The organism is Burkholderia sp. IO2 (genome assembly GCF_029522185.1).
GTDB lineage: Bacteria > Pseudomonadota > Gammaproteobacteria > Burkholderiales > Burkholderiaceae > Burkholderia > Burkholderia cenocepacia.
Map to the genome: position 1 here is coordinate 1 of NZ_JAKWFH010000041.1, position 25773 is coordinate 25773.

The 25773-nt window shown below is 68.2% G+C and carries 24 protein-coding genes; 11 read left to right on the forward strand and 13 right to left on the reverse strand.

Annotation, left to right across the window (positions count from 1 at the left end):
• Window positions 1-312: 312 nt before the first annotated feature.
• Window positions 313-801, reverse strand: coding sequence for a YbaK/EbsC family protein (locus MMB92_RS24075; protein WP_059723782.1), 489 nt, complete (start codon window positions 799-801; stop codon window positions 313-315).
• A 458-nt stretch (window positions 802-1259) separates the two neighbouring features.
• Between MMB92_RS24075 and MMB92_RS24080 the strand changes: the two genes are divergently transcribed.
• Window positions 1260-1553 (forward strand): YciI-like protein, encoded by a 294-nt coding sequence (locus MMB92_RS24080; protein WP_006481522.1) that lies wholly within the window; start codon window positions 1260-1262, stop codon window positions 1551-1553.
• A 7-nt stretch (window positions 1554-1560) separates the two neighbouring features.
• On the opposite strand, the gene corA is transcribed toward MMB92_RS24080, so the two are convergent.
• Window positions 1561-2538, reverse strand: coding sequence for a magnesium/cobalt transporter CorA (corA, locus tag MMB92_RS24085; RefSeq protein WP_006475972.1), 978 nt, complete (start codon window positions 2536-2538; stop codon window positions 1561-1563).
• A 200-nt stretch (window positions 2539-2738) separates the two neighbouring features.
• On the opposite strand from corA, the gene cydX reads away from it, so the two are divergent.
• Window positions 2739-2885 carry a cytochrome bd-I oxidase subunit CydX gene (gene cydX / locus MMB92_RS24090; protein ID WP_006481521.1) on the forward strand — a complete coding sequence of 49 codons (147 nt, stop codon included), beginning with the start codon at window positions 2739-2741 and terminating at the stop codon, window positions 2883-2885.
• Window positions 2882-3499: an ATP-binding protein gene (locus tag MMB92_RS24095; RefSeq protein ID WP_196433420.1), complete on the forward strand. Its 618-nt coding sequence runs from the start codon at window positions 2882-2884 to the stop codon at window positions 3497-3499. The genes cydX and MMB92_RS24095 overlap by 4 nt, the downstream gene beginning before the upstream one ends.
• 117 nt (window positions 3500-3616) lie before the next feature.
• Here the strand turns inward: MMB92_RS24095 and MMB92_RS24100 are convergent, their stop codons facing one another.
• Together MMB92_RS24100 and MMB92_RS24105 are read right to left on the reverse strand one after the other, a co-directional pair.
• The gene (locus MMB92_RS24100) at window positions 3617-4717 is read right to left on the reverse strand and encodes a saccharopine dehydrogenase C-terminal domain-containing protein (RefSeq protein WP_006481527.1); all 1101 of its coding nucleotides are present in this window, start codon (window positions 4715-4717) and stop codon (window positions 3617-3619) included.
• A 497-nt stretch (window positions 4718-5214) separates the two neighbouring features.
• The gene (locus MMB92_RS24105; RefSeq protein WP_006481526.1) at window positions 5215-5679 is read right to left on the reverse strand and encodes an Lrp/AsnC family transcriptional regulator; all 465 of its coding nucleotides are present in this window, start codon (window positions 5677-5679) and stop codon (window positions 5215-5217) included.
• 250 nt (window positions 5680-5929) lie between these two features.
• On the opposite strand from MMB92_RS24105, the gene MMB92_RS24110 reads away from it, so the two are divergent.
• On the forward strand, window positions 5930-6493 hold the full coding sequence (locus MMB92_RS24110; RefSeq protein ID WP_109341344.1) for a Spy/CpxP family protein refolding chaperone: 564 nt from the start codon (window positions 5930-5932) through the stop codon (window positions 6491-6493).
• 135 nt (window positions 6494-6628) lie between these two features.
• Window positions 6629-7060: a PGDYG domain-containing protein gene (locus MMB92_RS24115; protein ID WP_006491182.1), complete on the forward strand. Its 432-nt coding sequence runs from the start codon at window positions 6629-6631 to the stop codon at window positions 7058-7060.
• Window positions 7061-7093: 33 nt separating this feature from the next.
• Here MMB92_RS24115 and MMB92_RS24120 read toward each other — a convergent pair whose 3' ends face one another.
• The 8 genes from MMB92_RS24120 to MMB92_RS24155 form a co-directional block, all read right to left on the reverse strand.
• Complete coding sequence (locus MMB92_RS24120; RefSeq protein WP_006491177.1) at window positions 7094-7456, reverse strand: DUF3022 domain-containing protein; 363 nt, start codon at window positions 7454-7456, stop codon at window positions 7094-7096.
• A 14-nt stretch (window positions 7457-7470) separates the two neighbouring features.
• Window positions 7471-8259, reverse strand: coding sequence for a YhfC family glutamic-type intramembrane protease (locus tag MMB92_RS24125; protein ID WP_058901487.1), 789 nt, complete (start codon window positions 8257-8259; stop codon window positions 7471-7473).
• 55 nt (window positions 8260-8314) lie between these two features.
• Complete coding sequence (locus tag MMB92_RS24130; RefSeq protein ID WP_006497217.1) at window positions 8315-9358, reverse strand: LacI family DNA-binding transcriptional regulator; 1044 nt, start codon at window positions 9356-9358, stop codon at window positions 8315-8317.
• Window positions 9359-9691: 333 nt separating this feature from the next.
• Window positions 9692-10657, reverse strand: a complete 966-nt coding sequence (locus tag MMB92_RS24135; protein ID WP_258250019.1) for an NAD(P)-dependent oxidoreductase — start codon at window positions 10655-10657, stop codon at window positions 9692-9694.
• Window positions 10658-10661: 4 nt separating this feature from the next.
• Window positions 10662-11942, reverse strand: coding sequence for an MFS transporter (locus tag MMB92_RS24140; protein WP_006493476.1), 1281 nt, complete (start codon window positions 11940-11942; stop codon window positions 10662-10664).
• Between the two features lie 115 nt (window positions 11943-12057).
• Window positions 12058-13050 carry a sugar kinase gene (locus MMB92_RS24145; protein ID WP_277562990.1) on the reverse strand — a complete coding sequence of 331 codons (993 nt, stop codon included), beginning with the start codon at window positions 13048-13050 and terminating at the stop codon, window positions 12058-12060.
• A 28-nt stretch (window positions 13051-13078) separates the two neighbouring features.
• Window positions 13079-13843 carry a sugar phosphate isomerase/epimerase gene (locus MMB92_RS24150; protein WP_277562991.1) on the reverse strand — a complete coding sequence of 255 codons (765 nt, stop codon included), beginning with the start codon at window positions 13841-13843 and terminating at the stop codon, window positions 13079-13081.
• A 161-nt stretch (window positions 13844-14004) separates the two neighbouring features.
• Entirely contained in the window at window positions 14005-14898 is an 894-nt protein-coding gene (locus tag MMB92_RS24155; RefSeq protein ID WP_034201739.1) for a LysR family transcriptional regulator, read from the reverse strand.
• A 112-nt stretch (window positions 14899-15010) separates the two neighbouring features.
• On the opposite strand from MMB92_RS24155, the gene MMB92_RS24160 reads away from it, so the two are divergent.
• Both MMB92_RS24160 and MMB92_RS24165 read left to right on the forward strand, forming a co-directional pair.
• A complete protein-coding gene (locus tag MMB92_RS24160) occupies window positions 15011-16087 on the forward strand; it encodes a YeiH family protein (RefSeq protein WP_264835751.1) in 1077 nt (358 codons plus the stop codon).
• Between the two features lie 103 nt (window positions 16088-16190).
• A complete protein-coding gene (locus MMB92_RS24165) occupies window positions 16191-17924 on the forward strand; it encodes a ClcB-like voltage-gated chloride channel protein (RefSeq protein WP_006491181.1) in 1734 nt (577 codons plus the stop codon).
• 36 nt (window positions 17925-17960) lie between these two features.
• Here MMB92_RS24165 and MMB92_RS24170 read toward each other — a convergent pair whose 3' ends face one another.
• Window positions 17961-18581 (reverse strand): TetR family transcriptional regulator, encoded by a 621-nt coding sequence (locus MMB92_RS24170; protein WP_006491184.1) that lies wholly within the window; start codon window positions 18579-18581, stop codon window positions 17961-17963.
• A 189-nt stretch (window positions 18582-18770) separates the two neighbouring features.
• Here MMB92_RS24170 and MMB92_RS24175 point away from each other — a divergent pair, with 189 nt between their 5' ends.
• The 4 genes from MMB92_RS24175 to MMB92_RS24190 all read left to right on the forward strand — a co-directional run bounded on the left by MMB92_RS24175 (window position 18771) and on the right by MMB92_RS24190 (window position 25744).
• Complete coding sequence (locus tag MMB92_RS24175; protein ID WP_212111906.1) at window positions 18771-19880, forward strand: efflux RND transporter periplasmic adaptor subunit; 1110 nt, start codon at window positions 18771-18773, stop codon at window positions 19878-19880.
• Entirely contained in the window at window positions 19877-23023 is a 3147-nt protein-coding gene (locus MMB92_RS24180) for an efflux RND transporter permease subunit (RefSeq protein ID WP_058901491.1), read from the forward strand. The genes MMB92_RS24175 and MMB92_RS24180 overlap by 4 nt, the downstream gene beginning before the upstream one ends.
• Before the next feature lie 2 nt (window positions 23024-23025).
• Complete coding sequence (locus MMB92_RS24185) at window positions 23026-24591, forward strand: efflux transporter outer membrane subunit (protein WP_277562992.1); 1566 nt, start codon at window positions 23026-23028, stop codon at window positions 24589-24591.
• A 124-nt stretch (window positions 24592-24715) separates the two neighbouring features.
• Window positions 24716-25744: a MerR family transcriptional regulator gene (locus MMB92_RS24190; RefSeq protein WP_034201736.1), complete on the forward strand. Its 1029-nt coding sequence runs from the start codon at window positions 24716-24718 to the stop codon at window positions 25742-25744.
• Window positions 25745-25773 lie beyond the last annotated feature (29 nt).

Consider the following 25773-nt stretch of genomic DNA (forward strand, 5'->3'; position numbering starts at 1 on the left):
ATGTCACCAGAGCTGTTCGGTGCATCGTCGGCTCCATGATCTGACGGGGAACCGGCAAGCTTACCGAGGTCCAAATGCGACATTTCTAAATGGCTAGAACACGACATTTCTAAAAAGCTACTACAACATAAACTGTCGATAATAATGATTATGTCAAATACGAAATTTACTCGGCAACCCGTCTAACATCGCCGCCAGACAAAGCCCCGAATCGCACCTCACCGGCCGCCCACAGCACCCATTTCCCCGGACACACAACCATCCCGGGCGATCTCCGGACCGCCCCGAATCGACGGCCACAACCCGCCCGCATCAGGACAACATCATTCCCTGCATTCGGTGCGAAAAATGCGCGCGCTCGGCCGTCTCCATCAGCATCAGGAATTCGTCCTGCATCATGTGAATCAGCGCTTCATGGTCGCCGGCCTCGAAATAGACTTCCGGCTGCTGCGCGAGGCGTTCCTCGAGAAACGTCTTCATCCCGTACGCCATGCAGACCGGCGGCAGCGCGCCCATGTCGCAATCCTTGAACAGCTCGCGCAACTCGACCTCCCGGGCGAGCACGAGATGGCGCCCCGTCTTCACCCAGAGATCCGACAGGCGCACGGCGTGCGTCGTCGGCAATACGGCGGCGACGTAGCCTTCGGCGTCCTCCAGGAGCACGGTTTTCGCGAGGCGATCGCCGGGAATATGCGCGGCGGCGGCCGTCTCCATGCTCGTATGGCTATAGGGGTGGTACACGACTTCGTACCGCGATGACTTCTGGCGCAGGCAATCCTGCAGGGTGGCTGAGACCGGCATGGCGCACCTCGTCTGGACGAATCGGGCGAACGGCGTTCGCTCCGGATTCGTTCAGCATAGGTCGCATTCCGGCCCAATGGAAACACCCTCGCACGGCGCCCGTCCAGACGGCCCGGCAGCCGGCTCTGGTCGCTTTTCGCCCCGTTCATCCGCCCTCGCCGGCATGCGAAATCCCGACCCTGAATACGGTTGGCAGACCCTCATTTCATGTAGACAAATCGGGCGTGGGTGTGGCAAGCGCGAATGAGTCCGGCAATTTGTTGACGTGGGAAAACTAGACCGTTAGTTGCATTTCAGGAAAGCAACACGATACCCGCCCGGGATACGTCATTCAAAAAACGAGCGCAGCAACGCCCGCGATCACGCCGGCAAACCCACGCCGCCCACGGCTTTCCCACTGCCCTATACTGATCCCGCCGCTCACCCTCCCGCGGCAGAAACCGACTCCTGGAGCGATCATGCATTACCAGTTGATCTACGAACTCGTCGACGATTACCTGTCGCGGCGCGAACCGTTCCGCGCCCAGCATCTCGCACTCGCGCAAGCGGCGACCGAGCGCGGCGAACTGGTGCTCGCCGGTGCGCTGGCGGACCCGGCCGACCAGGCCGTGCTCGTGTTCGAAGGCGATTCGCCGGAAGCGGCCGAATCGTTCGCGCGCGCCGATCCGTACGTGCAGAACGGCCTCGTGAAATCGTGGCGCGTGCGACCATGGCGCGTCGTGATCGGCAAGCACGCGCCGCGTCCGGCCTGAAGCCGGACTACAGCCACCCTGCCCGTTTGAAACGCCACCACAGCGCGAGGTCGGCGATGGCCATCACCGCGATGCAGCCGTAGAACCCGTATTTCAGGTGCAGCTCGGGCATGTTCGCGAAGTTCATCCCGTAGATGCCGGCGATCATCGTCGGTATCGCGAACAGCGCGGCGAACGAGCCGAGCCGCTTGGTCACCTCGTTCTCCGCGAGCGAAATCATCCCGAGGTTGACCTGGATCGCCGTGACGACCATCTCGCGACGCCCTTCGATCGTCTTCACGATCCGCTGCAGATGGTCGTACACGTCGCGGAAGTAAGCCGCCATCCCGCTGCAGACCTGCGGCACGCGCCCGCCGGTGAGCTTCGCGAGCGGCTCCATCAGCGGCGCCGTGTGCTGGTACAGCAGCACGAGCCGGCGCTTCAGCGAATAGAGATCCTCGATGATCGCGCGCGACGACGCCGGCGTCGCCTTCGCGAAGATGCGGTCCTCGAGTTCCTCGAGTTCCGCTCCGAGCGTTTCGAGGATCGGGAAATACCGGTCGACGACCTGGTCCATCAACGCGTAGAACACGAACGCCGAACCCTCCCGCAACAAGTGCGGCTCGCGCTCGCAACGCTTGCGCACGTCGCGGAAATCGTGCTCGGTATGGTTGCGGATCGACAGCACGTAATTCGGACCGACGAATACGTTCAATTCACCGACCTTGAATTCGTCGTCCTCGTCGAGTTCGACCGTGTGAAGCACCGCGAACAGCGAATCGCCGTATTCCTCGATCTTCGGCCGCTGATGGCCCTTGCGGGCATCCTCGAGCGCCAGCTCGTGCAAGCCGAACTCCTCGCCCATCAGGTCGATTTCCTCGGGCGTCGGGTCCTTCAGCGCGACCCACACGAAGCATTCGGGCTTCGACACGTAATCGCTGATGGCGTCGATGTCGATATCGGCCAGCTTGCGGCCGTCCTGGTAAGCAGCACAGTTGATCAGCATGGTATTCGTGACGTTGCGGTTTGCGCATCAGTTTACCGGTTTGCTGCACGAACGGCCCGGCTTGCGCGGCACGCCGATATTGGTCATGATCGGGCTGCGTGCGCCGCAGCATGCGCGTCGACGCGCTCCCACAGGCCCGCCGGGCCTGCGTTGCGCGACGCACAACGGCCGCGCGGCCCAACCGTCAAGGAGACAGACCTATGTGGTATTTCTCGTGGATACTCGGCATCGGCGTGGCGCTCGGCTTCGGCATCATCAACGCGATGTGGCTGGAAGCGGAAGTATTCTCGCGCGGCGACAAGCGCAGCGATACGTCGGGCCAGCGGTCGGGGAGCCGGTATTCGTGACGCATCTGGTGTTCTTCTGCGGTCACGCCGGCACCGGCAAGACCACGCTCGCGAAGCGGCTCATCGGGCCGCTGATGCGCGCGACCGGCGAGGCGTTCTGCCTGCTCGACAAGGACACGCTGTACGGCCGCTACAGCGCGGCCGCGATGGGCGCGCTCGCGGACGATCCGAACGATCGCGACAGCCCGCTCTATCTGAAACATCTTCGCGATCCCGAATACCAGGGGCTGCTCGACACGGCCCGCGAAAATCTCTCGCTGGGCATCGGCGCGCTCGTCGTCGGCCCGCTGTCGCGTGAAGTGCGCGACCGGCGCATCCTCGATCGCGCGTGGCTCGGCATCGCACCGGACGTCACGCTGACGGTCGTGTGGGTCCATACGTCGGAAGACGTCGCGCACCAGCGGATCGTCGCGCGCGCCAATCCGAACGATGCGTACAAGCTCGCGCACTGGGACGAATACCGGCAGCGCCGCTTCGTGCCGACCGGCCACGAATGCGACGGCATCGTGATGTTCGACAACACCACGCCGTCGGACGCGGACGTCGACGCACTGCTGTACCGCATCGTGCCGCCGCCGCAACCGGCGACGATCGTCCCGCCGCTGCCGGCCTGATCGCGCCGCCCGGCACCCTTTCCCTTCCCGCAAAAAACAACGCCGGAAGCGCTGCTGCGCTCCCGGCGTCGTACGGCCCTCGTGCCAGAGGCTGGCGGAATGGTCTGGCAACCGCGGTCAGGCAACCGCGTGCACGCGCTCCATCGTGCCGCCGTCGTACAGCTTGCCGAAGCGGTTCGACAGGAACGCCTTCAGCGACACCTTCTCTTGCGGGATGAAACCGCTCTGCGGCAGCTTCTTTTCGCGGAACAGATCCAGCACCGCGCACATCGCGCCGGCCGTCGTGATCTGGATCGCGCTCATGTGCATCCCGCACACGTCCTTCGCGAAGATCTTGCGGGTGAACACGTCCTGCACCAGCTGGCCGTCCTTCACGCCCGTCACCGTGACGAACACGAGCACGACGTCCTGCTTGGTCGACGGCACCGCGCGGCGCATGATCGACTTCAGCGTGTCGCGATCGGTCGACAGGCGCAGGTCTTCCAGCAGGAACTGGACGAGCTCGCGGTGACCCGGGTAGCGCACCGACTTGTAGTCGAGCGTCTCGACCTTGCCCGACAGCGTTTCGCACAGCGTGCCGAGGCCGCCCGACGTGTTGAACGCTTCGTATTCGGTGCCGTCGAGCGAGAAGTGCTCGAGGCCTTCGAGCGGCTGCACCCACTGCTTGCGGCCGTCGCGGATCGCTTCGCACGGCTGGCAGTACTCGTTGATCAGGCCGTCGACGCTCCACGTCAGGTTGTACTTCAGCGCGTTGGTCGGATACTCGGGCAGCGCGCCGACGCGCATCTTCACGTCGCGCACTTCGCTGAAGCCGTTCACGAGCTCGTGCGCGGCGATGCCGATGAAGCCCGGCGCGAGGCCGCACTGCGGCATGAACGCGCGGTCGGAGCCGTCGGCCAGTTCGCGGATCGCGTGGGTCGCACGCACGTCTTCGGTCAGGTCGAAGTAGTGAACGCCGGCAGCCTTCGCGGCGGCGGCCACGTTGACCGCGAGGTAGTAAGGCAGCGCGTTGACGAGCGCATCGAAGCCCTTCACTGCTTCGCGAATCGCATTCGCGTCGGCCGAATCGACCCGTTGCGTCGCAATGCCTTCGCGCGACAGCTTCGCGAGCGCATCCGCATCGCGGTCGAACGCGACGACTTCGTAGTCGCCCGTTTCGCGCAGCATGTGAGCAATGGTGTGGCCGATCAGACCTGCGCCGACAATGGCGATTTTCATGCGCTTATCTCCTGATGATGGGTTTGATGTTGGTGTACGGCGTCGAGCCATGAACACAGTTTAGGGACGCTCAAAATCAGTTCCAAGACGAAGAATGATGCGAAACGACCGATAGTTTCGACGTTATGACGGTATATTTGGTCGAAACGACCAAATCATCTAAAAATCGTGTAGCAACGCGATCGCAAACCGGACGTTGGCGGTTGCATATTGCAAGGACGAAGACGCGGACACACCGCGTGACATCGGGCGCACGAACGGCCCGTGCGTCCGATGCGGCACGTCGGTCGAAGCGGAATACGAACGGAGATTCGGGAGAGACGCGCGCGATGCGCGAAGGGTCGACCACGGTCGCCCGTGCCGATCATGAAGTACAGCAAAGGCCAATACGCATGCGAGCGGACAGGTACCCGACTTCAAGCCGCGCATCCGTGACGCAACGCGCCCCGCGCGATGCAGGGACTTGCGCCGTCATGCGCGGCGACGCGCGCAACAGGTCAGCCGCCGATCGTCCCGCGATCGATCTTGCGCGACAGGATGATCGACGTCGTCGTGCGCTCGACGCCTTCGAGCGTGCCGATCTGGTCGAGCAGGTCGTTGAGCCGCTCCGGCGAGTCGGCGCGCAGCCACGCAACGTAGTCGTACTCGCCGCTCACCGCGCACAGCAACTGGACTTCCGGCATCCGGTCGAGCTTGCGCAAGACGTCCTTGCCGAACTTCGGCGTGAGGATGATGCCGACGTACGCATAGATGCTCGCGTCGAGCACGTCCTGCCCGAGTCGCACGCTGTATCCGGCGATCACGTTGGTGCGTTCGAGCCGCGCGATGCGTGCGACGACTGTCGTGCGCGCCACGTCGAGCTGGCGTGCGAGATCGGCGACGCTGGCGCGCGCATCGGCTTGCAGCAGCGCGACGAGTTGCCGGTCGAGATCGTCGAGTTGGTCGAGGCGGGGTGGACGCATGACGCTGGGCCGGCACGCGATGCGCCGGCGGAGTGGAAAGTGACGCGATGATAGCGCCGAACGCCGGCGCGCCCAACCGGCATCGCCCGGCGGCGAACCTTTCAATTTCGATTCGTATCGGATGTAAGCAAGTGTCGCATTCCCTGCCGCGCTGCATGCAACGTGCTACTAATAGCGGGCGACGCGAGCGGCGCGCTGGCGGCAATGGCCGCCGCGCCCGCTCGCCAGACACCACCCCGGAGAGCCCACCATGAAGAAAATCTCGCTCACCCTCGCTACGCTCGTCGTTGCAGCCAGCGCATTCGCGCAAACCCCGGCGCAGCCGCAAGCGAGCGCCCAGGCGCCGGCCACGACGGCCGCCACGCCCGCCGCGGCGTCGGCCCCGAGTGCCGAGCAGCGCGCGGCACGCCACGAAGCGCGCATCGAGCAGCGCATCAAGTACCTGCACGATCAATTGAAGATCACGTCGGCGCAGGAGCCGCAATGGAAGACGTTCGCCGACACGATGCGCGACAACGGCGCAACGATGGGCCGCCTCTACAGCGAACGGATGGCCAAGCACGACGTGTCCGCGCTCGACGACATGGAACAGTACGCGGAACTGTCGCAGGCGAACGCCGACGGCGCGAAGAAGCTCGCCGACGCGTTCGCGCCGCTCTACGAGAGCTTCCCGGCCGAGCAGAAGGCGCTGGCCGACACGACGTTCCGCAGCTGGCTGCACCACGGCGGCGAGCACCGCGGCAAGGGCAAGACGAAGGGCAAGGAAGGCAAGGCCGCCGCCGCGCCGGCCGCGAGCGCACCCGCGCAGCCCTGACGCCCTCCCCACCGGCGCCGTGCCGGCCCGCCCGGGCCGAACGGCGCCGCGTCGCGATCGGCGACCGGCGCGCCACACGGCGCGCCGAATTCGGGATAAGCTCCCGGCTTTCCCGCTTTCCCGCCCTTCCCCGCCATGCTCGAACTCAAGCAACTCGATCTGCGTACCGATCCGCAGGCCCGTCGCGTCGTCAAGGACGAAACCGTCGCCGTGTCGTTCGCGGACGCCGACGGCGAACTGATGAGCCTCGAAGGCCCGAACCGCTATGTCGCGGGCGACGCGTTGATCACCGGCTCGACCGGCGACCGCTGGGTCGTATCGCGCGCGCGCTTCGACGCCAAATACCTGCCCGCCGATCCGGCGCTCGCGCACGGCACGCCGGGCGCCTATCGCAACCGGCCGGCCGTCGTGCTCGCGCGGCGGATGGACGAACCGTTTACGATCGCCCGCTCGGAAAACGGCGACACGCTGCGCGGCGTCGCCGGCGACTGGGTCATGCAATACGCGCCCGGCGACTACGGCGTCGTGCAGGCGCAGCGCTTCGCGCAGGTCTACCGCGACGCGTAATGCACCGCGCCGGCACGAGGCCGGCGCGGTCGCTCACGCAAAGTCTTCGTCGAGTTCGAGTTCCGCGTCGCGCTCGACGGCCTCGCCGGCCGCGTGCCGCTCCTCGAGCGAGCCCAGCATCGCTTCCGTATACGCATGCAGCACCGCATGGCTGCGCGCGCGCTGCATCGGCTTGAGCGCCAGGTAGCGCGCGAGCGCGGCCGGCACGATCCGGATGTCGAGCGTCATCCGCTTCGGCGTCGCGCCGAACCGCATCGCCAGCCACTGCACGGACAGGAATCGCCCGCGCGCGTCGCTGTTTTCGACAAAGCGCGTCTGCTCCGGAAAGAGATCGCAGATCACGCGCGCGAGCGCGTCGAATTCCGCGCTCTGGCATTCGATCAGATAGTCGTCCATCGCGTCTTCCCCCGTCATGCCGCCGCGCGCGACGGCCGGCACGTCTTCACCAGCACGATCACCAGGATCGCGGCCAGCACGAAATACGCGGCCTCGACCCACGCGGCGGGCAGCACGCGCACCTGGTACAGCAGCGTCGGCGTCGCCGCGAGCGCATGCAGCACGATCGCGAGCGGCAACACGGCCAGTCGGCCGGCACGCACGCCGCGCCACACCAGCACCGACAACGCCAGTTGCACCGCGAACGCCGCGCAGCGTTCGAGCAGCAACAGCAGGATCGACTGGGCCGACAGCGTCGCGAGCATCATGTGCAGCCGCACCACGGTGTCGACTGGCAGGTCCGACAACTGCGTCTCGAGCTGGCCGCGGCTCGCGAGCCACGCGAGATACGACCACTGGCCCCACACGAGCACGCCGACGAACCACGCTTCGGCACCGCCATGGCCGATTCCGTAGCCGATCCCGCGGCCATCGCCGGCCGATGCGCCATAGCGGCGGTTCAGGACGCGCATCCCGAGATAGCGGCCGACTTCCTCGAATACGGCGGTCGCGAGCGCGCTGTACGCGACGAACGCGAGCGGCTGCGTCAGCCAGCCGTCCTCGGGCGTGTGACTCAGCACGAGCCCGTGGAACGCGCGCTCGAGAATCATCGCGAACAGCGTGAAGACGGCGACGCCGACGATCGTGTCGCGGCGGTTGAGCGCAAGCGGCTTGCGCAGGATGCGGTAGAGGACGAGCGGCAGCAGCGCGATGATCAGCGTGGCGGCGATCAGCGCCGCCAGCGTGACGGGAGCGACAGTCATGGAGTTCCTTGGTTCGAAGCAGCGCGCCTGAAGCGCCGCGTGCCCCGAATGATACTCAGCTTGCGGTCGACGCGCGTGCAATCAGCTCGCCGGGCAGCATCGCGACGCGCACGTCGCCCGCCGCGCCGTCGATCCGCTCGTGCACGAATTCGACGGCCTTGTAGCCGATTTCGTAGGTCGGCTGACGGATCGTCGTGATGCCGATCAGCTCGGCCCATTCCGGGTCGTCGATCGACAGCAGCGCCGCCTTCTGTTGCCACGCGGCGCCGAAGCGCGCGCGCAGGTGGCGCGCAATCGCCAGCGCGACCGGCGCATTCGCGGCGAACAGCGCCGCGCGCACGCCGCGCCGGGCCGCGTCGTCGATGCGGACATCGACGTCGGCGAGCGCCGCCGCGGCCGCGTCGGGTTCGTTCAGGTCGAGCACGACCGTCGGCGGCACCGCCAGCCCGCGCGCGGCCAGCGCCGCGCGGAACGCGGCCTCGCGCACGCGCCGCGAGCTGACCTGCTCGAACGGTTGCACGACGAAGTGGATCGCGTCGAAACCGCGCTCGACCAGGTGCGCGAGCGCCGTCTCGATCGCGTCGGTGTTGTCGAGACCGATCAGGTCGGCCTCGAAGCCCTCGACCGTGCGGTCGACGAGCACGGCCGGAATGCCCGCGCCGCGCAGTGGCCGCAGCACGTCTTCCTCGGCGCCCAGCGCGTTGACGATCAGCCCTTCGACGCGGTAAGTCGTGAGCAACTGCAAGAAGCGGCGCTCCATCTCGACTTCGTTCGCCGCGTGACAGATGAGCGGCATGTAGCCGAGCGCATGGCACGCGGCCTCGACGCCCTGCAGCACTTCGACGGTGTAGGGATTGGTCAGGTCGGCCGCGAGCATGCCGAGCAGCCGGTTGCGGCCGCGCTTGAGCCCGCGCGCCATCTGGTTCGGCCGGTAGTTGAGCCGCGCGATGGCCGCCTCGATCCGCTGGCGCAGATCGACGGACAGCACATGCGTCTCGCCGTTCAGGTAGCGCGAAACGCTGGTCTTGCCCGTGCCGGCCTCGCGCGCGACGTCGCTGATCGTCGCCGGACGCGTCGTGGAAGGTTGCGAATCGGTCACTGTCGTGCCTCGCGACGTACGATCCGCGCCGCTTCGTGAGCAGACGGACCTTTGTTGTTGGAAACGTAAGCCAACCGGCGGCCTTCCCTGTCCCGGCGCGTCGGCGCCTGCGCTGGCCCGGTTGCTGCGCGGTCGATCAGCGCCCGCCCATCGCGTGCTACAGCAGTCGGCCGCACCGGACCTGGCGCGGATGCCCGCCGCGCGACGCCGCCAGCCGCGTGGCCGGTCGTCGATGCGACGAGAGCGGGCGATCATAACGCAGCCAGCCCTCCGGCACCAAGATCATCGACTCTAACGGCGCCGGCCCCCTGCCGGCCCGTTGCCGGACGCGGTTCAGGCGTGCGCCAGCGCATCCGGATTGACGAGATTCGTGCGCAGCGTGCCGGCCAGCGCGCCGACCAGGTTTTCCGCGGCACAGCGCGCCATCGCATGGCGCGTCTCGTGCGTCGCCGAGCCGATATGCGGCAGCGCGACGACGTTCTTCATCTGCAGCAGCGGCGAATCGGCCGGCAGCGGCTCCTTCTCGAACACGTCGAGCCCCGCGGCGCGGATCGTCCCCGCGCGCAGCGCGTCGACCAGCGCGGCTTCGTCGACGACGGGCCCGCGCGACACGTTGATCAGGATCGCGCTGCGCTTCATCTTCGCGAATTCGGGTGCGCCGATCAGGTGGCGCGTATCGGGCGACAGCGGCACCTGCAGGCACACGAAATCCGACTGCGCGAGCAGCGCGTCGAGCGTCACGCGCCGTGCGCCGTACTGCGTCTCGGCCTCGGCATGCGCGGACCGGTTCGCGTACAGCACCTGCATCCGGAAGCCGAGCGCCGCGCGCCGTGCGACCGCGCCGCCGATCCGCCCGAGCCCGACGATGCCGAGCGTCTTGCCCTGCACGTCGGTGCCGTACAGGTCCGGGCCGATGCTGCGGTGCCAGTGGCCGGCCTTCACCCACTCGGCCAGCTCGACCACGCGGCGGGCGGAGGCGAGGATCAGCGAGAACACCGTATCGGCCGTGGATTCGGTCAGCACGTCCGGCGTATGCGCGAGCACGATGCCGCGACGTGTGAAATCGGCGACGTCGAAGTTGTCGTAGCCGACCGAGATCGTCGACCACGCCTTCAGCCGCGGCGCGCGATCGAGCATCTGCGGCGTGACCTTCAGGCTCGCGCCGATCGCGCCGTCCGCGTCGCCGAGCGCGGCGGCGAGCGCGTCGGCGCCGTCGGCCTGCACGACGTCCGCATGCTCGCGCAGGTACGCGAGAACGTCATCGGGCAGCGGCTTGTACGCGACGATACGGGGCTTCATCGTTTCATTTTCCTTGCAGCGGCGCGGCGAGCGGATGCGCATCGCGCGCCTGGGGTTTGACGGACAGCGTGAGGATCACCGCGGCGACGAGCGCGGCGCTCATGAATGCGTACGACGCGACGGGCGACCCGGTCGCACCGTTCAGGTAGCCGACGAAGTACGAACCGACGAACGAGCCGAGCGCACCCATGCTGTTGATCAGCGCCATCGCGCCGCCGGCGACGTTCTTCGGCAGCAGTTCCGGCACGATCGCGAAGAACGGGCCGTACGGCGCATACATCGCGGCGCCCGCGACGACCAGCAGCGCATACGAGATCCAGAAATGCGACGAGCCGAGCGCGTACGACGCGGCGAACGCGGCCGCGCCGACCAGCAGGAACGGCCACACGAAACCGCGGCGCGAGCCGACCTTGTCGGACGCCCACGACGCGGCGAGCATCGCGATCGTCGCCGCGAGGTACGGCAGCGCGGACAGCCAGCCGGTCGCGACCATCCCGAGGTCGGAACCGTTCTTCACGATCGACGGCAGCCACAGCACGAAGCCGTACACGCCGATGCTCCAGCAGAAATATTGCGCGCACAGCTTGATCACGGCCGGCGAACGGAACGCCTCGCCATAGTTGCGCACCGGCTTGATCGCCGCCTGCTCGGCCGCGAGCGCGGCGTCGAGGTCGCGCTTTTCCTGCGCGCTGAGCCACGGCGAATCGGCCGGCTTGTCCTGCACGAGGCACCACCAGCACACGGCCCAGATGACGGCCGGCACGCCTTCGGCGATGAACATGTGACGCCAGCCGAACTCGTGCACGAGATAACCCGACACGATCGACATCCACAGCACGGTGACCGGGTTGCCGAGGATCAGGAACGTGTTCGCCCGCGAGCGCTCGTTCTTCGTGAACCAGTTGCTGATGTAGATCAGCATCGCCGGCATCACGGCCGCCTCGACGACGCCGAGCACGAAGCGGATCGCCATCAGCGACGGGATGTTGCTGACCACGCCGGTCAGGGCCGCGCACGCGCCCCACAGCACGAGGCTGACGAACACGAGCTTCTTCACGCTGCGGCGTTCCGCGTAGATCGCGCCGGGAATCTGGAAGAAGAAGTAGCCGAGGAAGAACAGCGCGCCGATCAGCGACGACAGGCCCTTGCTGATCCCGAGATCCTGGTTGATGCCGGCCGCCGCCGCGAACCCGTAGTTCGCGCGGTCGAGGTAAGCGAGGCTGTACGTGATGAAGACGATCGGCATGATCGTCCACCACCGGCGCGCTGCGAGATTGGCTGCCATGAGAGTGTCTCCGTATATGGACCGGAGTGGGCGCACTGGCGCCGGCCCGGCCTCGAACAAAATGACTGTGCGTCGCGCACGAAATGGATCCGCGGATTGTGCCGTGTCCGGCCTCTCATTGCGCGGTGACGGTTTCCTCTAAGCGATCGGCGCGATTGCTGACGTTTTCGAGCCGGTCGAGTGCGTCGCGCGCCGGCAGTCCTTCCGAATCGCCGATCACCTGGATCGCGAGCGCACCGATCCGGTTGCCCCGCGCGACCGCCTGCTCGATGCCGCGCCCTTCGAGCAGCGCGCTGACCACGCCGACCGCGAAGCCGTCGCCGGCGCCGACCGTATCGACGACCCGCTCGACGCGCTCGCCGGCGACCGTGCCCTCGCGGCCGTCGGCCGTGCGGAAATACGCGCCCTGCTCGCCGAGCTTGATCACGACGCCGCGCGCGCCCTGCGCGAGATAGAAGCCCGCGATGTCGGCCGGCGTGTCGTGGCCGGTGAGTTGCCGCCCTTCGGCGAGGCCCGGCAGCACCCAGTCGGCGAGCGTCGCGAGCGCGTTCAGCGTCTTCGCCATCACGTCGGCGGACGGCCACAGCGTCGGGCGCAGGTTCGGGTCGAACGAAATCGTCTTGCCGGCCGCCCGCATCTCGCGCGCGAGCTGGAACGCGAGTCCGCACGAGGTCGCGGAGATCGCCGGCGCGACGCCCGTCAGATGCAGGTGGCGCGCGCCGAGCACGTAGTCGGCCACGTAGTCGTCGCACGACAGGTGGCTCGCCGCCGAGCCCTTGCGGAAGTATTCGACGGTCGGGTCGCTGCCGTCATCGTTGCGCGACTTCAGCTGGAAACCGGTCGGGTAACGCGGGTCGACGGTCACGCACGACGCGTCGATGCCCTCGCGCGCCAGCGTGTCGAGCACGTAGCGGCCGAACGAATCGCGGCCGACCCGGCTCATCCAGCCGACCCGGAAGCCGAGCCGCGACAGGCCGATCGCGACATTCAGGTCGGCGCCGGCGATCCGCTTCGCGAATTGCCCGGCGTGCGCGAGGTGGCCCGGCTCCGTCGCGACGAACATCGCCATCGCTTCGCCGTAGGTCACGACATCGAGTGCTGCTTTCATGACTGAACTCCTCAGGATCCTGCTGCCGTCACGCGGTCGCGAGCCACGCGACGCGCCGGCAGGCATCGCCGGCCAGGTCGGCCGCGTCGAACGGAAACTCGATGCCGCGCGGCGCATGCTGCGGCAGCGCCGCGAGCACGCCGGTCACGAGCGGATCGTTCGGCGCCGGCGCGGTGGCGAAACGACGCGCGCCCTCGCCTTCGATGGCCTTGCAATGAATGTATTCCACGTGCGGCGCGAGCACCTGCGCGCAGTCGAGCGGCGCTTCGCCGCGCCACTGCCAGTTGCCGATGTCGAACGTCATGCCGAGCGCGTCGGGCATGCCGGCGTCGGCCAGCGCGTCGAACAGCCCGCGGAACTGCGCGAACGCGCCGCCGACCTCGAGCTGGCCGTTCTCGACCACCACGCGGGCCCGCGCGCCGCGCGACAGCGCGACGATTTCGGCCGCGTGCGCGTCGCCGGCGAAGCCGCCGAGCTGGAATTTGACGAAGCGCGCGCCGAGCGCGTCGGCTTGCGCGAGCGCGTCGCGCAATGCGTCTGCGTCGAGCGCACCGGTGTCCGTATACAGCGAGTCCGGTGTCGAATAGACCGACCACAGCCCGTGGCCGCTGATCAGCGCGCCGAGCGCGGCCAGCGCGCCGGGCGCCGTGTCGTCGTCCGACGCGAACAGTTCGCGCCGCACCTCGAAACCGGTCGCACCGGATGCCGCCACGGTCGCGATGAATGCACTGTGGCTCTCCTGGCGCACCCGGTCCATCCCGAATGCGCTCGCCACGATCACGATGTCTGCCATTTTGCCCTTTTTAAACCGGAATGGAACCGGTTCCATTTGCTTGAGACGGATGGTGCGCTTCACGTCAGGCCCACGCCATAGAGGAAATCCCTAAGACCGCGCACCGCGCGAATCCGCGCCGCACGGCGCGCAACGCCCGTTCCCGGCGCGGCGTCGGCCGTCTACGCGAGATCCTGCGCGAGACTCATTTCGAGGAATTGCGCGGCGACCCGCGACGGGGCGCCGCCATGCGGCACGAGAATGGAGAAATGCCGCGTGAGCGGCGCGGGCGAGAGCGAGCGCAGCACGAGCGCCGCATCCTGGTGACGCAGCGACATCGCGGACACGAAGCCGACGCCCATCCCCGCGCGCACGGCCTCCTTCACGGCCTCGACCCCGGCGATCTCGAACGCGACGCGCATCGGCGCGCCGCCATGCGCGAACGCGCGCTCGACGAGTTGCCGCACCGCGGAGCCCGCCTCGCGCAGCACGAGCGGATGCGCGGCCAGCGCGTCGAGCGTCACGCCCGCGTCGTAGCCGGACGCCGCGAGCGGATGGCCGGCCGGCACGATCGCGACGATCTCGTCCTCGTGCCACGCGTGCACGGCGGTGCCCGGCGGCAGCGCCTCGCCGGGCGGCCCTTCGATCAGCGCGATGTCGAGCGACGGCAGCGCCGCGACCACGTCGGCCGTATTGCCGCTCATCGTCTGGATCGACACGCGCGGCGCGCGCGGCTGGAACGCCGCGATCAGGTACGGCAGCAGATAGCTCGCGGGCGTCGTGCTCGCGCCGATCCGCAGCGTGCCGGCTTCCAGTCCGCGCACCGCATCGCGAAACGCACGCGCCTGCGCGAACGTGTCGCGCTGCGCCTTCGCGTACTGCGCGAGTTGCTCGCCGACCGGCGTCAGGCGGATGCCGCGGCCGTCGCGCTGGTACAGCGGCTCGCCGAATTCGTCCTGCAGCAGCCGCAACTGGCCCGACACGGCCGGCTGCGACAGGTGCAGCGCCACGGCGGCGTGGCTGATGTTCAGATGCTCGGCGACGGCGGCGAACGTTATCAGTTGATCCGGGGTCATGGGGATAAATTATCGGCTTTCCGGATAGTTTACGTCACAAATCACAATTTTTCATATCGATATAACAAAATTAGGATTACAGCATCGCAACACGCTCCATCACGGTGCTTCCATGTCCACTGCTCCGACTCCCCATCTCAGCCATGCCGCGCCGTCGATGCGCGGCCAGTTGAACGGCGTGCTGTTCGTCGCGCTGTTCGCCGCCGCCGTCACGAGCCTGTCCCAGCTTCCCGCGATCGCAGGACTCGGCCTGTCGCCGCTGATCGTCGGCATCGTCGCCGGTGCGCTGTACGGCAACGGCCTGCGCGACGGCATGCCGGCCAGCTGGGCGGCCGGCGTCAATTTCTCCGCACGCAAGCTGCTGCGCATCGCGGTCGCGTTCTTCGGGTTGCGCGTGAGCCTGCAGGAAATCGCGCAGGTCGGGCTGCCGGGCCTCACGGTCTCGGTGCTGGTCGTCGTCAGCACGCTCGTGATCGGCACCTGGGCCGGCATGAAGCTGATGAAGCTCGACCGCGACGCCGCGCTGCTGACCGCCGCCGGCAGCGCGATCTGCGGCGCGGCCGCCGTGCTCGCGTTCGAGTCGACGCTGCAGTCGAAGCCGCACCAGAGCGCGATGGCCGTGGGCAGCGTCGTGCTGTTCGGCACGCTGTCGATGTTCCTGTATCCGCTCGCCTATCACGCCGGGCTGCTGAACCTCGATCCGGCCGGCCTCGGCCTGTTCTTCGGCGGCACGATCCACGAAGTCGCGCAGGTGGTCGGCGCGGCGAGCGACATCAGCCCGGAGGTCGCGCACGTCGCGACGATCGTGAAGATGACGCGCGTGATGCTGCTGGTCCCGGTGCTGCTCGCGCTCGGCTGGTGGCTCGCCCGCTCGGCCCCCGCGGGTCACGACGCGGCCGGCGGCGCGCAAGGCAAGCGCAAGGTGGCGGTGCCGTGGTTCGCGCTCGGCTTCCTCGGCTTCGTGATCGTCAATTCGCTGAACGTGCTGCCCACGGACGTCACGCATACGCTGAACGTGCTCGACACCTTCGCGCTCACGATGGCCATGACCGCGCTCGGCATCGAGACCCGCGTCGCGCAGATCCGCGCGGCCGGCCCGCGGGCGCTGATGACCGGCCTGATCCTGTACGTGTGGTTGATCGCCGGCGGCTACGGGATCACCTGGGCCGTGCAGCACTGGCTTGGCTGAGCCGCATGTCCGTGACGGTTCGCGCGCCGCGTCCGCCGGGGAGGTCCCGCGGGCGCGGCGCAGTGCTATGCTTCGCGTCGTTTTCCATCGCCCCCTTTCAGCCGTGCTCTCGTTCCTGCTGAAGCTGCGCACTCGCGCCCAAACGCTGTTCCGCCTGTCGGACGCCCATACGATGCTGATCTGGTCGGCCATCGTCGGCGTCGGCGGCGCCTTTGCCACGATGGCGTTCCGCGAAGGCATCGACCTGATGCAGCGCCTGATCTCGGGGCACAGCGGCAGCTTCGTGCAGATGGCGAAGAGCCTGCCGTGGTACGTGCGGTTCTGGATGCCGGCCGCGGGCGGTTTCCTCGCCGGCTGCGTGCTGCTGCTTGCGACGCGCGGCGACAAGCAGGCCGCCAAGACCGACTACATGGAATCGGTCGCGCTCGGCAACGGCGTCGTGCCGGTGCGGCAGAGCCTGTGGCGCAGCGTGTCGTCGCTGCTGACGATCGGCAGCGGCGGCTCGATCGGCCGCGAAGGCCCGATGGTGCAGCTCGCGGCGCTCGCCGCGTCGCTCGTCGGCCGCTTCGCGCACTTCGACCCGCCGCGCCTGCGCCTGCTGGTCGCGTGCGGCGCGGCGGCCGGTATCACGTCCGCGTACAACGCGCCGATCGCCGGCGCCTTTTTCGTGTCGGAGATCGTGCTCGGCACGATCGCGATGGAAAGCTTCGGGCCGATGGTGGTCGCGTCGGTCGTCGCGAACATCGTGATGCGCGAATTCGCCGGCTACCGGCCGCCGTACGAGATGCCGGTGTTTCCGGCCGTGACCGGCCCCGAGGTGCTGCTGTTCGTCGTGCTCGGCGCGCTGTGCGGGGTGCTCGCGCCGCAGTTCCTGCACCTGCTCGACGCGTCGAAGACGCAGTTCAAGCGGCTGCCGGTGCCGTTGCCCGTGCGGCTCGCGCTCGGCGGCCTCGTCGTCGGGGTGATCTCGGTGTGGATTCCGGACGTGTGGGGCAACGGCTACAGCGTCGTGAACCACATCCTCCATGCGCCGTGGACCTGGCAAGCGCTCGTCGCGGTCCTCGTGTTCAAGGTGATCGCGACCGCCGCGACCGCCGGCTCCGGCGCGATCGGCGGCGTGTTCACGCCGACGCTGTTCGTCGGCGCCGTGTTCGGCTCGCTATTCGGGCTCGCGATGGACGCGCTGTGGCCCGGCCATACGTCCGCGTATTTCGCGTACGCGATCGTCGGGATGGGCGCGTTCATGGCGGGCGCCACGCAGGCGCCGCTGATGGCGATCCTGATGATCTTCGAGATGACGCTGAGCTATCAGGTCGTGCTGCCGCTGCTGGTGTCGTGCGTGTTCGCGTATTTCGTCGCGCGCGCGACCGGCACGACGTCGATGTACGAAATCACGCAGCACCACTACCAGGACGCGCAGGAGCGACAGCGGCTGCGCACCACGCAGATGCGCGAGCTGATCCAGCCCGCGCAGACGGTCGTGCCGCTCACCGCGAGCGTCGCCGACATGACCCGCGTGTTTCTCGAATATCCGGTGAAGTACCTGTACGTGACCGACGACGCCGGGCGCTTCCGCGGCGCGGTCGCGCTGAAGGACATCACGTCGGACCTGCTCGACAAGCGCGACACGACCGACAAGACGGCCGCACACTACGCGCACACGCCGTTTCCGCTGCTCACGCCGGACATGCCGCTCGCGACCGCGCTCGAACGCTTCATGGCGTTCCAGGGCGAACGCCTGCCGGTGATCGAAAGCGAAGCCGAGCCGACGCTCGCGGGCGTCGTCTACAAGACGTCGCTGCTCGACGCGTACCGGCGGATGACCGGCGAACGCTGACGCGCGCCGCCAAACCGCCCGCCCCGCCCGCGCCGGTCAGTCCGGCGCACGCCCCAGCACGACCCGTGCGAAGAACCCCGCGAGCACCGATTCGGCCACGTCGGCCGACACGTGCTGCGGATCGGCCGTGTAATACGACTGCACGCCGTCGCACAGGCACATCAGCCCGAACGCGAGCGTGTCGGCCGGCAACAGCAGCGGCGTACCCGCGCGCTCGGCGAAGCGCTGGATGAATTCGGCCATCTGCACGCGCTTGCCGTGCAGGAACTGGTTGAAGCGCACGCGGAACTTCGCGTCGCGCGCCGCCTGCAGCTTCGCCTCGCCCCACAGCAGCGAGTACTCGTCGTCGCGAAACAGCGTCCGGTAATACGCGAGCGCCATCGATTCCATCTGCTCGCGCGTGCCGCCGCCTTCGAAAATCACCTCGAAGTCGGCCCGCACCGCCGCGTGATCGCGCTCCAGCAGCTCCAGCAACAAATCGGACTTGCTGCGGAAGTTCGAGTAGAACGCGCCACGCGTATAGCCGGCCGCCGCGGCAATGTCCTCGACGCTCGCGGCCACATAGCCTTTCTTCATAAAGATGCGATGCGCGGCTTTCAGCAGACGTTCGCGCGTCTGGTCCCTGCTCTGCTCACGAGTTAAGCGCTGTGGTTTCATGGCGCGCAGTCTAGCATCCTTTCCCTTTCGGATTCATTTTTGCATTCAGATACAGGTATGTATTAGAATCCGCCACAGTTTCTCAAAATGTTGTCCGTCTGTCCGCGTGCGCCGATGCCGGCGCCGTTCTGGGGCAAGCGCCCGCCGCGCTTGCCGGCCTCGTTCCGCTCCACCTCACCTGGGGGTTTCGTGAATCGCTCCGGTTCCCGCGCCGCGCTGCTGATCGGCGCCGCGCTCGTCCTTGCCGCCTGTCATCCAAAAGAATCCGCGCCGCCCTCCCCGCGCCCCGTCGTCGCGCTGCCCGCGCGGGCCGACACCGCCGCGGCCGCGCGCACGTTGCCCGGCGACATCCAGCCGCGCTATGCGACTCCGCTGTCGTTCCGCATCGCCGGCAAGATCATCGAGCGCCGGGTGCGGCTCGGCGATACGGTGAAAGTCGGCCAGGTCGTCGCGCTGCTCGACCCGTCCGACGTCGAGAAAAACGCCGCGAGTGCGCAGGCGCAACTCGATGCCGCGACGCACAGCCTCGCGTTCGCGAAGCAGCAGCTCGACCGCGATCGCGCGCAAGCCCGCGAAAACCTGATCGCGACCGCGCAGCTCGAACAGACGCAGAACAGCTACACGTCGGCGCTCGCGCAGCGCGACCAGGCGCAGCAGCAGCTCGCGCTCGCGAAGAACCAGCTCCGCTACGCGACGCTCGTCGCCGACCATGCGGGCACCATCACCGCCGAACAGGCCGATACCGGCCAGAACGTGTCGGCGGGCCAGCCGGTCTACCAGCTCGCGTGGTCGGGCGACGTCGATGTGGTCAGCGACGTGCCCGAAGCCGCGCTCGCGTCGCTCGCACCCGGCCACACGGCCAGCGTCACGCTGCCGTCGCTGCCGGGCCGCCAGTTCGCCGCGAAGGTGCGCGAAATCGCGCCGGCCGCCGATCCGCAAAGCCGCACCTACCGCGTGAAGCTCACGCTCGGCACGCCTGATCCGGCGATCCGGCTCGGGATGACCGCGGACGTCGCGTTCGACGGCGCACCGGTCGCCGGCGACGCGCAGCCGATCACGCTGCCCGCGACCGCGCTGTTCCACGACGGCGCGCAACCGGCCGTGTGGGTCGTACGCACGAAGGACGACACGCTCGAGTTGCGCCGCGTCGACGTCGCGCGCTTCAACGAGCGCACCGTTACCGTGTCGCATGGGCTGCAGCCGGGCGAGCGCGTCGTGCTGCAGGGCGTGCATACGGTCAGCGCGGGCGAGAAGGTGCGCGCGATCGCGCCGCTGCATCCGGAGGACTTCGCATCGTGAGCGTCTCCCACGAAGAAGGCCGCTTCAACCTGTCCGCATGGGCGCTGCGCCACCAGGCGCTGGTCGTCTACCTGATCGCGCTCGCGACGCTCGCGGGCATCCTCGCCTATACGCGGCTCGCGCAATCCGAAGACCCGCCGTTCACGTTCCGCGTGATGGTGATCCGGACCTTCTGGCCCGGCGCGAGCGCACGGCAGGTGCAGGAACAGGTGACCGACCGGATCGGCCGCAAGCTGCAGGAAACGCCGGCCATCGACTTCCTGCGCAGCTATTCGCGTCCCGGCGAATCGCTGATTTTCTTCACGATGAAGGACTCGGCGCCCGTGAAGGACGTGCCCGACACCTGGTATCAGATCCGCAAGAAGGTGGGCGACATCGGCTACACGCTGCCACCCGGCGTGCAGGGCCCGTTCTTCAACGACGAATTCGGCGACGTCTACACCAACATCTGGACGCTCGAGGGCGACGGCTTCACGCCCGCGCAACTGCACGACTACGCGGACCAGTTGCGCACCGTGCTGCTGCGCGTGCCGGGCGTCGGCAAGGTCGACTATTTCGGCGACCCCGACCAGCGGATCTTCATCGAGGTCAACAACGCGCAGCTCACGCGCCTCGGCATCTCGCCGCAGCAGCTCGGGCAGGCGATCAACGCGCAGAACGACATCTCGTCGACCGGCGTGCTGACGACCGCCGACGATCGCGTGTTCGTGCGGCCGAGCGGCCAGTTCGACAACGTCGCCGCGATCGCCGACACGCTGATCCGCATCAACGGCCGCACGTTCCGGCTCGGCGATCTCGCGACCGTGAAACGCGGCTACGACGATCCGCAGGTTACACAGATGCGAACCAACGGCCATGCCGTGCTCGGCATCGGCGTGACGATGCAGCCGGGCGGCGACGTGATCCGGCTCGGCAAGGCGCTCGACGCCGAATCGAAGGACTTGCAGGCGCAACTGCCGGCAGGCCTGAAGCTGACGCTGGTGTCGAGCATGCCGCACGCGGTCGCGCATTCGGTCGACGACTTCCTCGAAGCCGTCGCCGAAGCGGTCGCGATCGTGCTGGTGGTGAGCCTCGTGTCGCTCGGGCTGCGTACCGGGATGGTCGTCGTGATCTCGATTCCGGTCGTGCTCGCGGTCACCGCGCTGTTCATGTACCTGTTCGACATCGGGTTGCACAAGGTGTCGCTCGGCACGCTCGTGCTGGCGCTCGGGCTGCTCGTCGACGACGCGATCATCGCGGTCGAGATGATGGCCGTGAAGCTCGAACAGGGCTACAGCCGCGCGCGCGCCGCCGCGTTCGCGTACACCAGCACCGCGTTCCCGATGCTGACGGGCACGCTCGTCACGGTGTCGGGCTTCCTGCCGATCGCGCTCGCGAAATCGAGCACCGGCGAATACACGCGCTCGATCTTCGAGGTGTCGGCGATCGCGCTGATCGCATCGTGGTTCGCGGCCGTCGTGCTGATCCCGCTGCTGGGCTATCACATGCTGCCCGAGCGCAAGCGCCACGCGCACGAGGCGCACCTGCCCGACGATCACGAGCACGACATCTACGACACCCGCTTCTACCGGCGGCTGCGCGGCTGGATCGACTGGTGCATCGAGCGGCGCTTCGTCGTGCTGCTGATCACGGGCGCGCTGTTCGTCGCCGCGCTGATGGGCTTCTCGCTGGTGCCGCAGCAGTTCTTCCCGAGCTCCGACCGGCCCGAGCTGCTGGTCGACCTGCGGCTGCCCGAAGGTGCGTCGTTCGCGGCGACGCTGCGCGAGACGGAGCGCCTGGAAAAAGTGATCGACAAGCGTCCCGAGATCGACCATGCGGTGAACTTCGTCGGCAGCGGCGCGCCGCGCTTCTACCTGCCGCTCGACCAGCAGTTGCAACTGCCGAACTTCGCGCAGTTCGTGATCACCGCGAAATCAGTCGAGGATCGCGAGAAGCTCGCGACCTGGCTCGAAACCACGCTGCGCGACACGTTCCCGGCCGTGCGCTGGCGCCTGTCGCGGCTCGAGAACGGCCCGCCGGTCGGCTATCCGGTGCAGTTCCGCGTGAGCGGCGACAGCATCGCGACGGTCCGCTCGATCGCCGAGAAGGTCGCGGCGACGATGCGCGGCGATGCGCGCACGGTCAACGTGCAGTTCGACTGGGACGAACCGGCCGAACGCTCGGTGCGCTTCGCGCTCGACCAGAAGAAGGCGCGCGAGCTGAACGTCACGTCGCAGGACGTGTCGAGCTTCCTCGCGATGACGCTGTCCGGCACGACGGTCACGCAGTATCGCGAGCGCGACAAGCTGATCGCCGTCGACCTGCGCGCGCCGCGGGCCGACCGCGTCGATCCGGCGAAACTCGCGGGCCTCGCGCTGCCGACGCCGAACGGCCCCGTGCCGCTCGGCTCGCTCGGCCGCTTCACGCCGACGCTCGAATACGGCGTCGTGTGGGAGCGTGACCGCCAGCCGACCATCACCGTGCAGTCGGACGTGCGCGCCGGCGCGCAGGGCATCGACGTCACGCATGCGGTCGACGCGAAGCTGAATGCGCTGCGCGCGCAGCTGCCGGTCGGCTATCAGATCAACATCGGCGGCTCGGTCGAGGAAAGCGCGAAGGCGCAGAAGTCGATCAACGCGCAGATGCCGCTGATGGCGATCGCCGTGTTCACGCTGCTGATGATCCAGCTGCAGAGCTTCTCGCGCGTGCTGATGGTCGTGCTGACCGCGCCGCTCGGGCTGATCGGCGTGGTCGCGACGCTGCTGCTGTTCGGCCAGCCGTTCGGCTTCGTCGCGATGCTCGGCGTGATCGCGATGTTCGGGATCATCATGCGCAACTCGGTGATCCTGGTCGACCAGATCGAGCAGGACATCGCGGTCGGCCACGGTCGCGTCGACGCGATCATCGGCGCGACCGTGCGGCGCTTCCGGCCGATCACGCTCACGGCCGCGGCCGCGGTGCTCGCGCTGATCCCGCTGCTGCGCTCGAACTTCTTCGGGCCGATGGCGACCGCGCTGATGGGCGGCATCACGAGCGCGACCGTGCTGACGCTGTTCTACCTGCCCGCGCTGTACGCGACGTGGTTCCGCGTGAAGCGCGACGAACGCGACCCGCAGGACGGCCCGCCGCCTGGCGACACGCCTGCCGCGCCGTCGGGAGCCTGACCATGGATCGATCGATGACCCTGAAAACGAAAGCCGCGCGCGCGCTCGCGCTGGCGAGCATCGCCGCCCCGCTCGCGGGCTGCGCATGGTTCGCGCCGAGCGGCGAGCCGCCCGCGATGCCGGCGCCCGCGCACTACGGCGCCGCGCCGCAAGTCCAGCAGACCGTGTCCGCGCACGGCGTCGCGCAGCAGTTCGAGGTCGGCGCGCAGCCGGTGCCGGACTGGTGGAAACAGTACCGTTCCGACGCGCTGAACGCGCTCGTCGACGAAGGGCTGCGCAACAGCCCGACGCTGAGCGCGGCGTCGCATTCGCTGGATGCCGCGCGCGAACAGTTGCGCGGACAGATCGGCAGCTCGATGCTGCCGTCGATCGACGCGGGCGGCCAGGCCACGCGCCAGCGCGCGCTCGGCGTGCCGATTCCCGCGCTCGGCGCGCCGACGCTGCTGTACGACACGTTCGTCGGGCAATTGCAGGCGAGCTATACGGTCGACCTGTTCGGCGTGTCGCGCTTCGCGAACCGCGCGCTCGCGAAACGCGTCGACGTCAGCGCGTTCCAGCTCGAATCCGCGCGGCGCGCGCTGGCCGCGAACATCGTCACCGCGTCGATCACCGTGTCGGTGCTCAATGCGCAGATCGACACGACCGAGCGGCTCGTCGCGCTCGCGAACGACCAGGCGCACGACGCCGAGCGACGCCACGCGCTCGGTTCGGCCTCGCGCGGCGACGCGCTGAACGCCCGGCAAAGCGCCGACACGTTCGCGGCGAGCCTGCCCGCGCTGCGCCAGCAGCGCGACTCGGCCCGCCATGCGCTCGCGGTGCTGGTCGGCCGCACGCCCGACCGGCCGCCGGCCGATCTCGCGCTCACCGATCTGCACCTGCCCGAGCAGGTGCCCGTCGTCGTGCCGACGGACCTGCTGCGAAGCCGCCCGGACATCCAGGCCGCCGACGCGGGGCTGAAGGCCGCCGCCGCCGAAGTGGGCCTCGCGACCGCGCAGATGTTTCCGCAACTGTCGCTGTCGGCGGCGATGGGCAAAGGCGGCTTCAGCTGGCCGACGATGCTGTCGGGCGCCGGCGCGATCTGGAACGTCGGCGCGTCGCTGAGCCAGCCGATCTTTCACGGCGGCGCGCTGCTCGCCCAGCGCCGCGCGGCGAAGGCGACCTACGAGGCCGCGGTCGACCAGTACAAGCAGGCGGTGCTCGGCGCGTTCCAGAACGTCGCCGATTCGCTCGCGGCGCTCGAGCACGACGCGGAGGCGCTCGAGGCGTCGTCGCGCGCCGCGCTGTCCGCGCGGGGCGCGTACGACGACGCGGCGGCTCGCGTGCGGCTCGGCGCGCTGCCGCCGTCGGCCGCGCGCGCGAGCGAGTTGCAGTACCGCAATGCGCGGCTCGACGAGATTCGGGCGACCGGCGCCCGGTTCGCGGATACCGCGCGGCTGTACCAGGCGATGGGCACGCCGCCGGCCGACACCGGCGACAAGTCCGCTGAAACCGGCCACGCGGCCGGCGACGGCACGGCCGGCACGCAGGCACGCGCCGCCACGCCCGCGGCCGCCCCTTCGGCGCAATAACCGGCCCCTTCGATCGGACGCGCGTACGGATTCCCGACACGCGCGTCCGATCGCCGATCTTCCGCTTGACCCTCACGTAGCGTAACGTTCGAGACTCCAGTGTGCGCACCGAACGGAGGAACGAATGCGGCTGAAAGTGGGAGAACTGGCGAAACGCAGCGGGCTGACCGTCCGCACGCTTCATCACTATCACGCAATCGGCCTGCTGACGCCTTCGGCGCGCGCCGACAACGGCTACCGGCTGTACGACCGCGACGACATCGCCCGGCTCCACCAGATCCAGGCACTGCGTCGCTTCGGACTGTCGCTCGCCGAAATCGGCGACTACCTGAACCGGCCCGGCACCCCGCTCGTCGATGTCGTCGCGAAACAGATCGCGTCGCTCGACCGCCAGCTCGCGCAAACCGCGCAGCTGCGCGAACGGCTCGTGAGCCTGCATGCGCAGCTCACGGCGGGCACCGAGCCGGAACTGGCCGATTGGCTCACCACACTGGAGTTGATGACCGTGTACGACAAATATTTTTCCGAGGAAGAACTCGCGCGCCTGCCGATGTACCAGAAGAGCCAGGCGGGCGACGCGGAATGGATCGCGCTCGTTGCCGACGTGCGTGCGCTGCACGATGCGGGCGTGCCCGCCGAGGACGAGCGCGTCCGTGCGCTCGCCGCGCGCTGGATGGCGCTGCTGGTGCGCGACACGAACAACGATCCGCGCTTGCTCGCGAAGCTGAACCTGATGCACGAGCACGAACCGTCGATGCAGTCGAAGATCGGCATTTCGACCGCGTTGCGCGACTATGTGCTGCGCGCTTCGTCGGAAACGAAGATGCGGCTCTTCGAGAAATACCTCACGCCGGACGAGATCCGCTTCATGCGCGCGCACTACGCCGAACGCTCGATGGAATGGCCGCAACTGATGGCCGACGTGCGCGACGCGATCGATGCGGGCACGCGGCCCGATTCGCCGCACGGCCGCGCGCTCGCGCAGCGCTGGCTCGAGCTGTTCTGCAGCTACGCGGGCCAGGATCCGGCCACGCATGCGAAATTCCGCCACGCGCTGATGAACGAGCCGGCGCTGACGAAGGATTCGTGGACCGACGACACGCTGCTCGGTTTCGTGCGCGAAGCGATGGCGCAGCTGGCGCCGGCGCGCTGATCGCATGATTCGCGCGGGCGGCACATGGA

Excerpts from the sequence above, each read along its gene's own strand:
- MMB92_RS24145 (WP_277562990.1), bottom strand. The coding sequence starts at position 13,050 with ATGAAAGCAGCACTCGATGTCGTGACCTACGGCGAAGCGATGGCGATG.
- MMB92_RS24150 (WP_277562991.1), bottom strand. The coding sequence starts at position 13,843 with ATGGCAGACATCGTGATCGTGGCGAGCGCATTCGGGATGGACCGGGTG.
- MMB92_RS24140 (WP_006493476.1), bottom strand. The coding sequence starts at position 11,942 with ATGGCAGCCAATCTCGCAGCGCGCCGGTGGTGGACGATCATGCCGATC.
- cydX (WP_006481521.1), top strand. The coding sequence starts at position 2,739 with ATGTGGTATTTCTCGTGGATACTCGGCATCGGCGTGGCGCTCGGCTTC.
- MMB92_RS24105 (WP_006481526.1), bottom strand. The coding sequence starts at position 5,679 with ATGCGTCCACCCCGCCTCGACCAACTCGACGATCTCGACCGGCAACTC.
- MMB92_RS24170 (WP_006491184.1), bottom strand. The coding sequence starts at position 18,581 with ATGAAACCACAGCGCTTAACTCGTGAGCAGAGCAGGGACCAGACGCGC.
- MMB92_RS24185 (WP_277562992.1), top strand. The coding sequence starts at position 23,026 with ATGGATCGATCGATGACCCTGAAAACGAAAGCCGCGCGCGCGCTCGCG.
- MMB92_RS24115 (WP_006491182.1), top strand. The coding sequence starts at position 6,629 with ATGCTCGAACTCAAGCAACTCGATCTGCGTACCGATCCGCAGGCCCGT.
- MMB92_RS24075 (WP_059723782.1), bottom strand. The coding sequence starts at position 801 with ATGCCGGTCTCAGCCACCCTGCAGGATTGCCTGCGCCAGAAGTCATCG.
- MMB92_RS24080 (WP_006481522.1), top strand. The coding sequence starts at position 1,260 with ATGCATTACCAGTTGATCTACGAACTCGTCGACGATTACCTGTCGCGG.
- MMB92_RS24160 (WP_264835751.1), top strand. The coding sequence starts at position 15,011 with ATGTCCACTGCTCCGACTCCCCATCTCAGCCATGCCGCGCCGTCGATG.
- MMB92_RS24190 (WP_034201736.1), top strand. The coding sequence starts at position 24,716 with ATGCGGCTGAAAGTGGGAGAACTGGCGAAACGCAGCGGGCTGACCGTC.
- MMB92_RS24100 (WP_006481527.1), bottom strand. The coding sequence starts at position 4,717 with ATGAAAATCGCCATTGTCGGCGCAGGTCTGATCGGCCACACCATTGCT.
- MMB92_RS24135 (WP_258250019.1), bottom strand. The coding sequence starts at position 10,657 with ATGAAGCCCCGTATCGTCGCGTACAAGCCGCTGCCCGATGACGTTCTC.
- MMB92_RS24120 (WP_006491177.1), bottom strand. The coding sequence starts at position 7,456 with ATGGACGACTATCTGATCGAATGCCAGAGCGCGGAATTCGACGCGCTC.
- MMB92_RS24155 (WP_034201739.1), bottom strand. The coding sequence starts at position 14,898 with ATGACCCCGGATCAACTGATAACGTTCGCCGCCGTCGCCGAGCATCTG.
- corA (WP_006475972.1), bottom strand. The coding sequence starts at position 2,538 with ATGCTGATCAACTGTGCTGCTTACCAGGACGGCCGCAAGCTGGCCGAT.
- MMB92_RS24110 (WP_109341344.1), top strand. The coding sequence starts at position 5,930 with ATGAAGAAAATCTCGCTCACCCTCGCTACGCTCGTCGTTGCAGCCAGC.
- MMB92_RS24125 (WP_058901487.1), bottom strand. The coding sequence starts at position 8,259 with ATGACTGTCGCTCCCGTCACGCTGGCGGCGCTGATCGCCGCCACGCTG.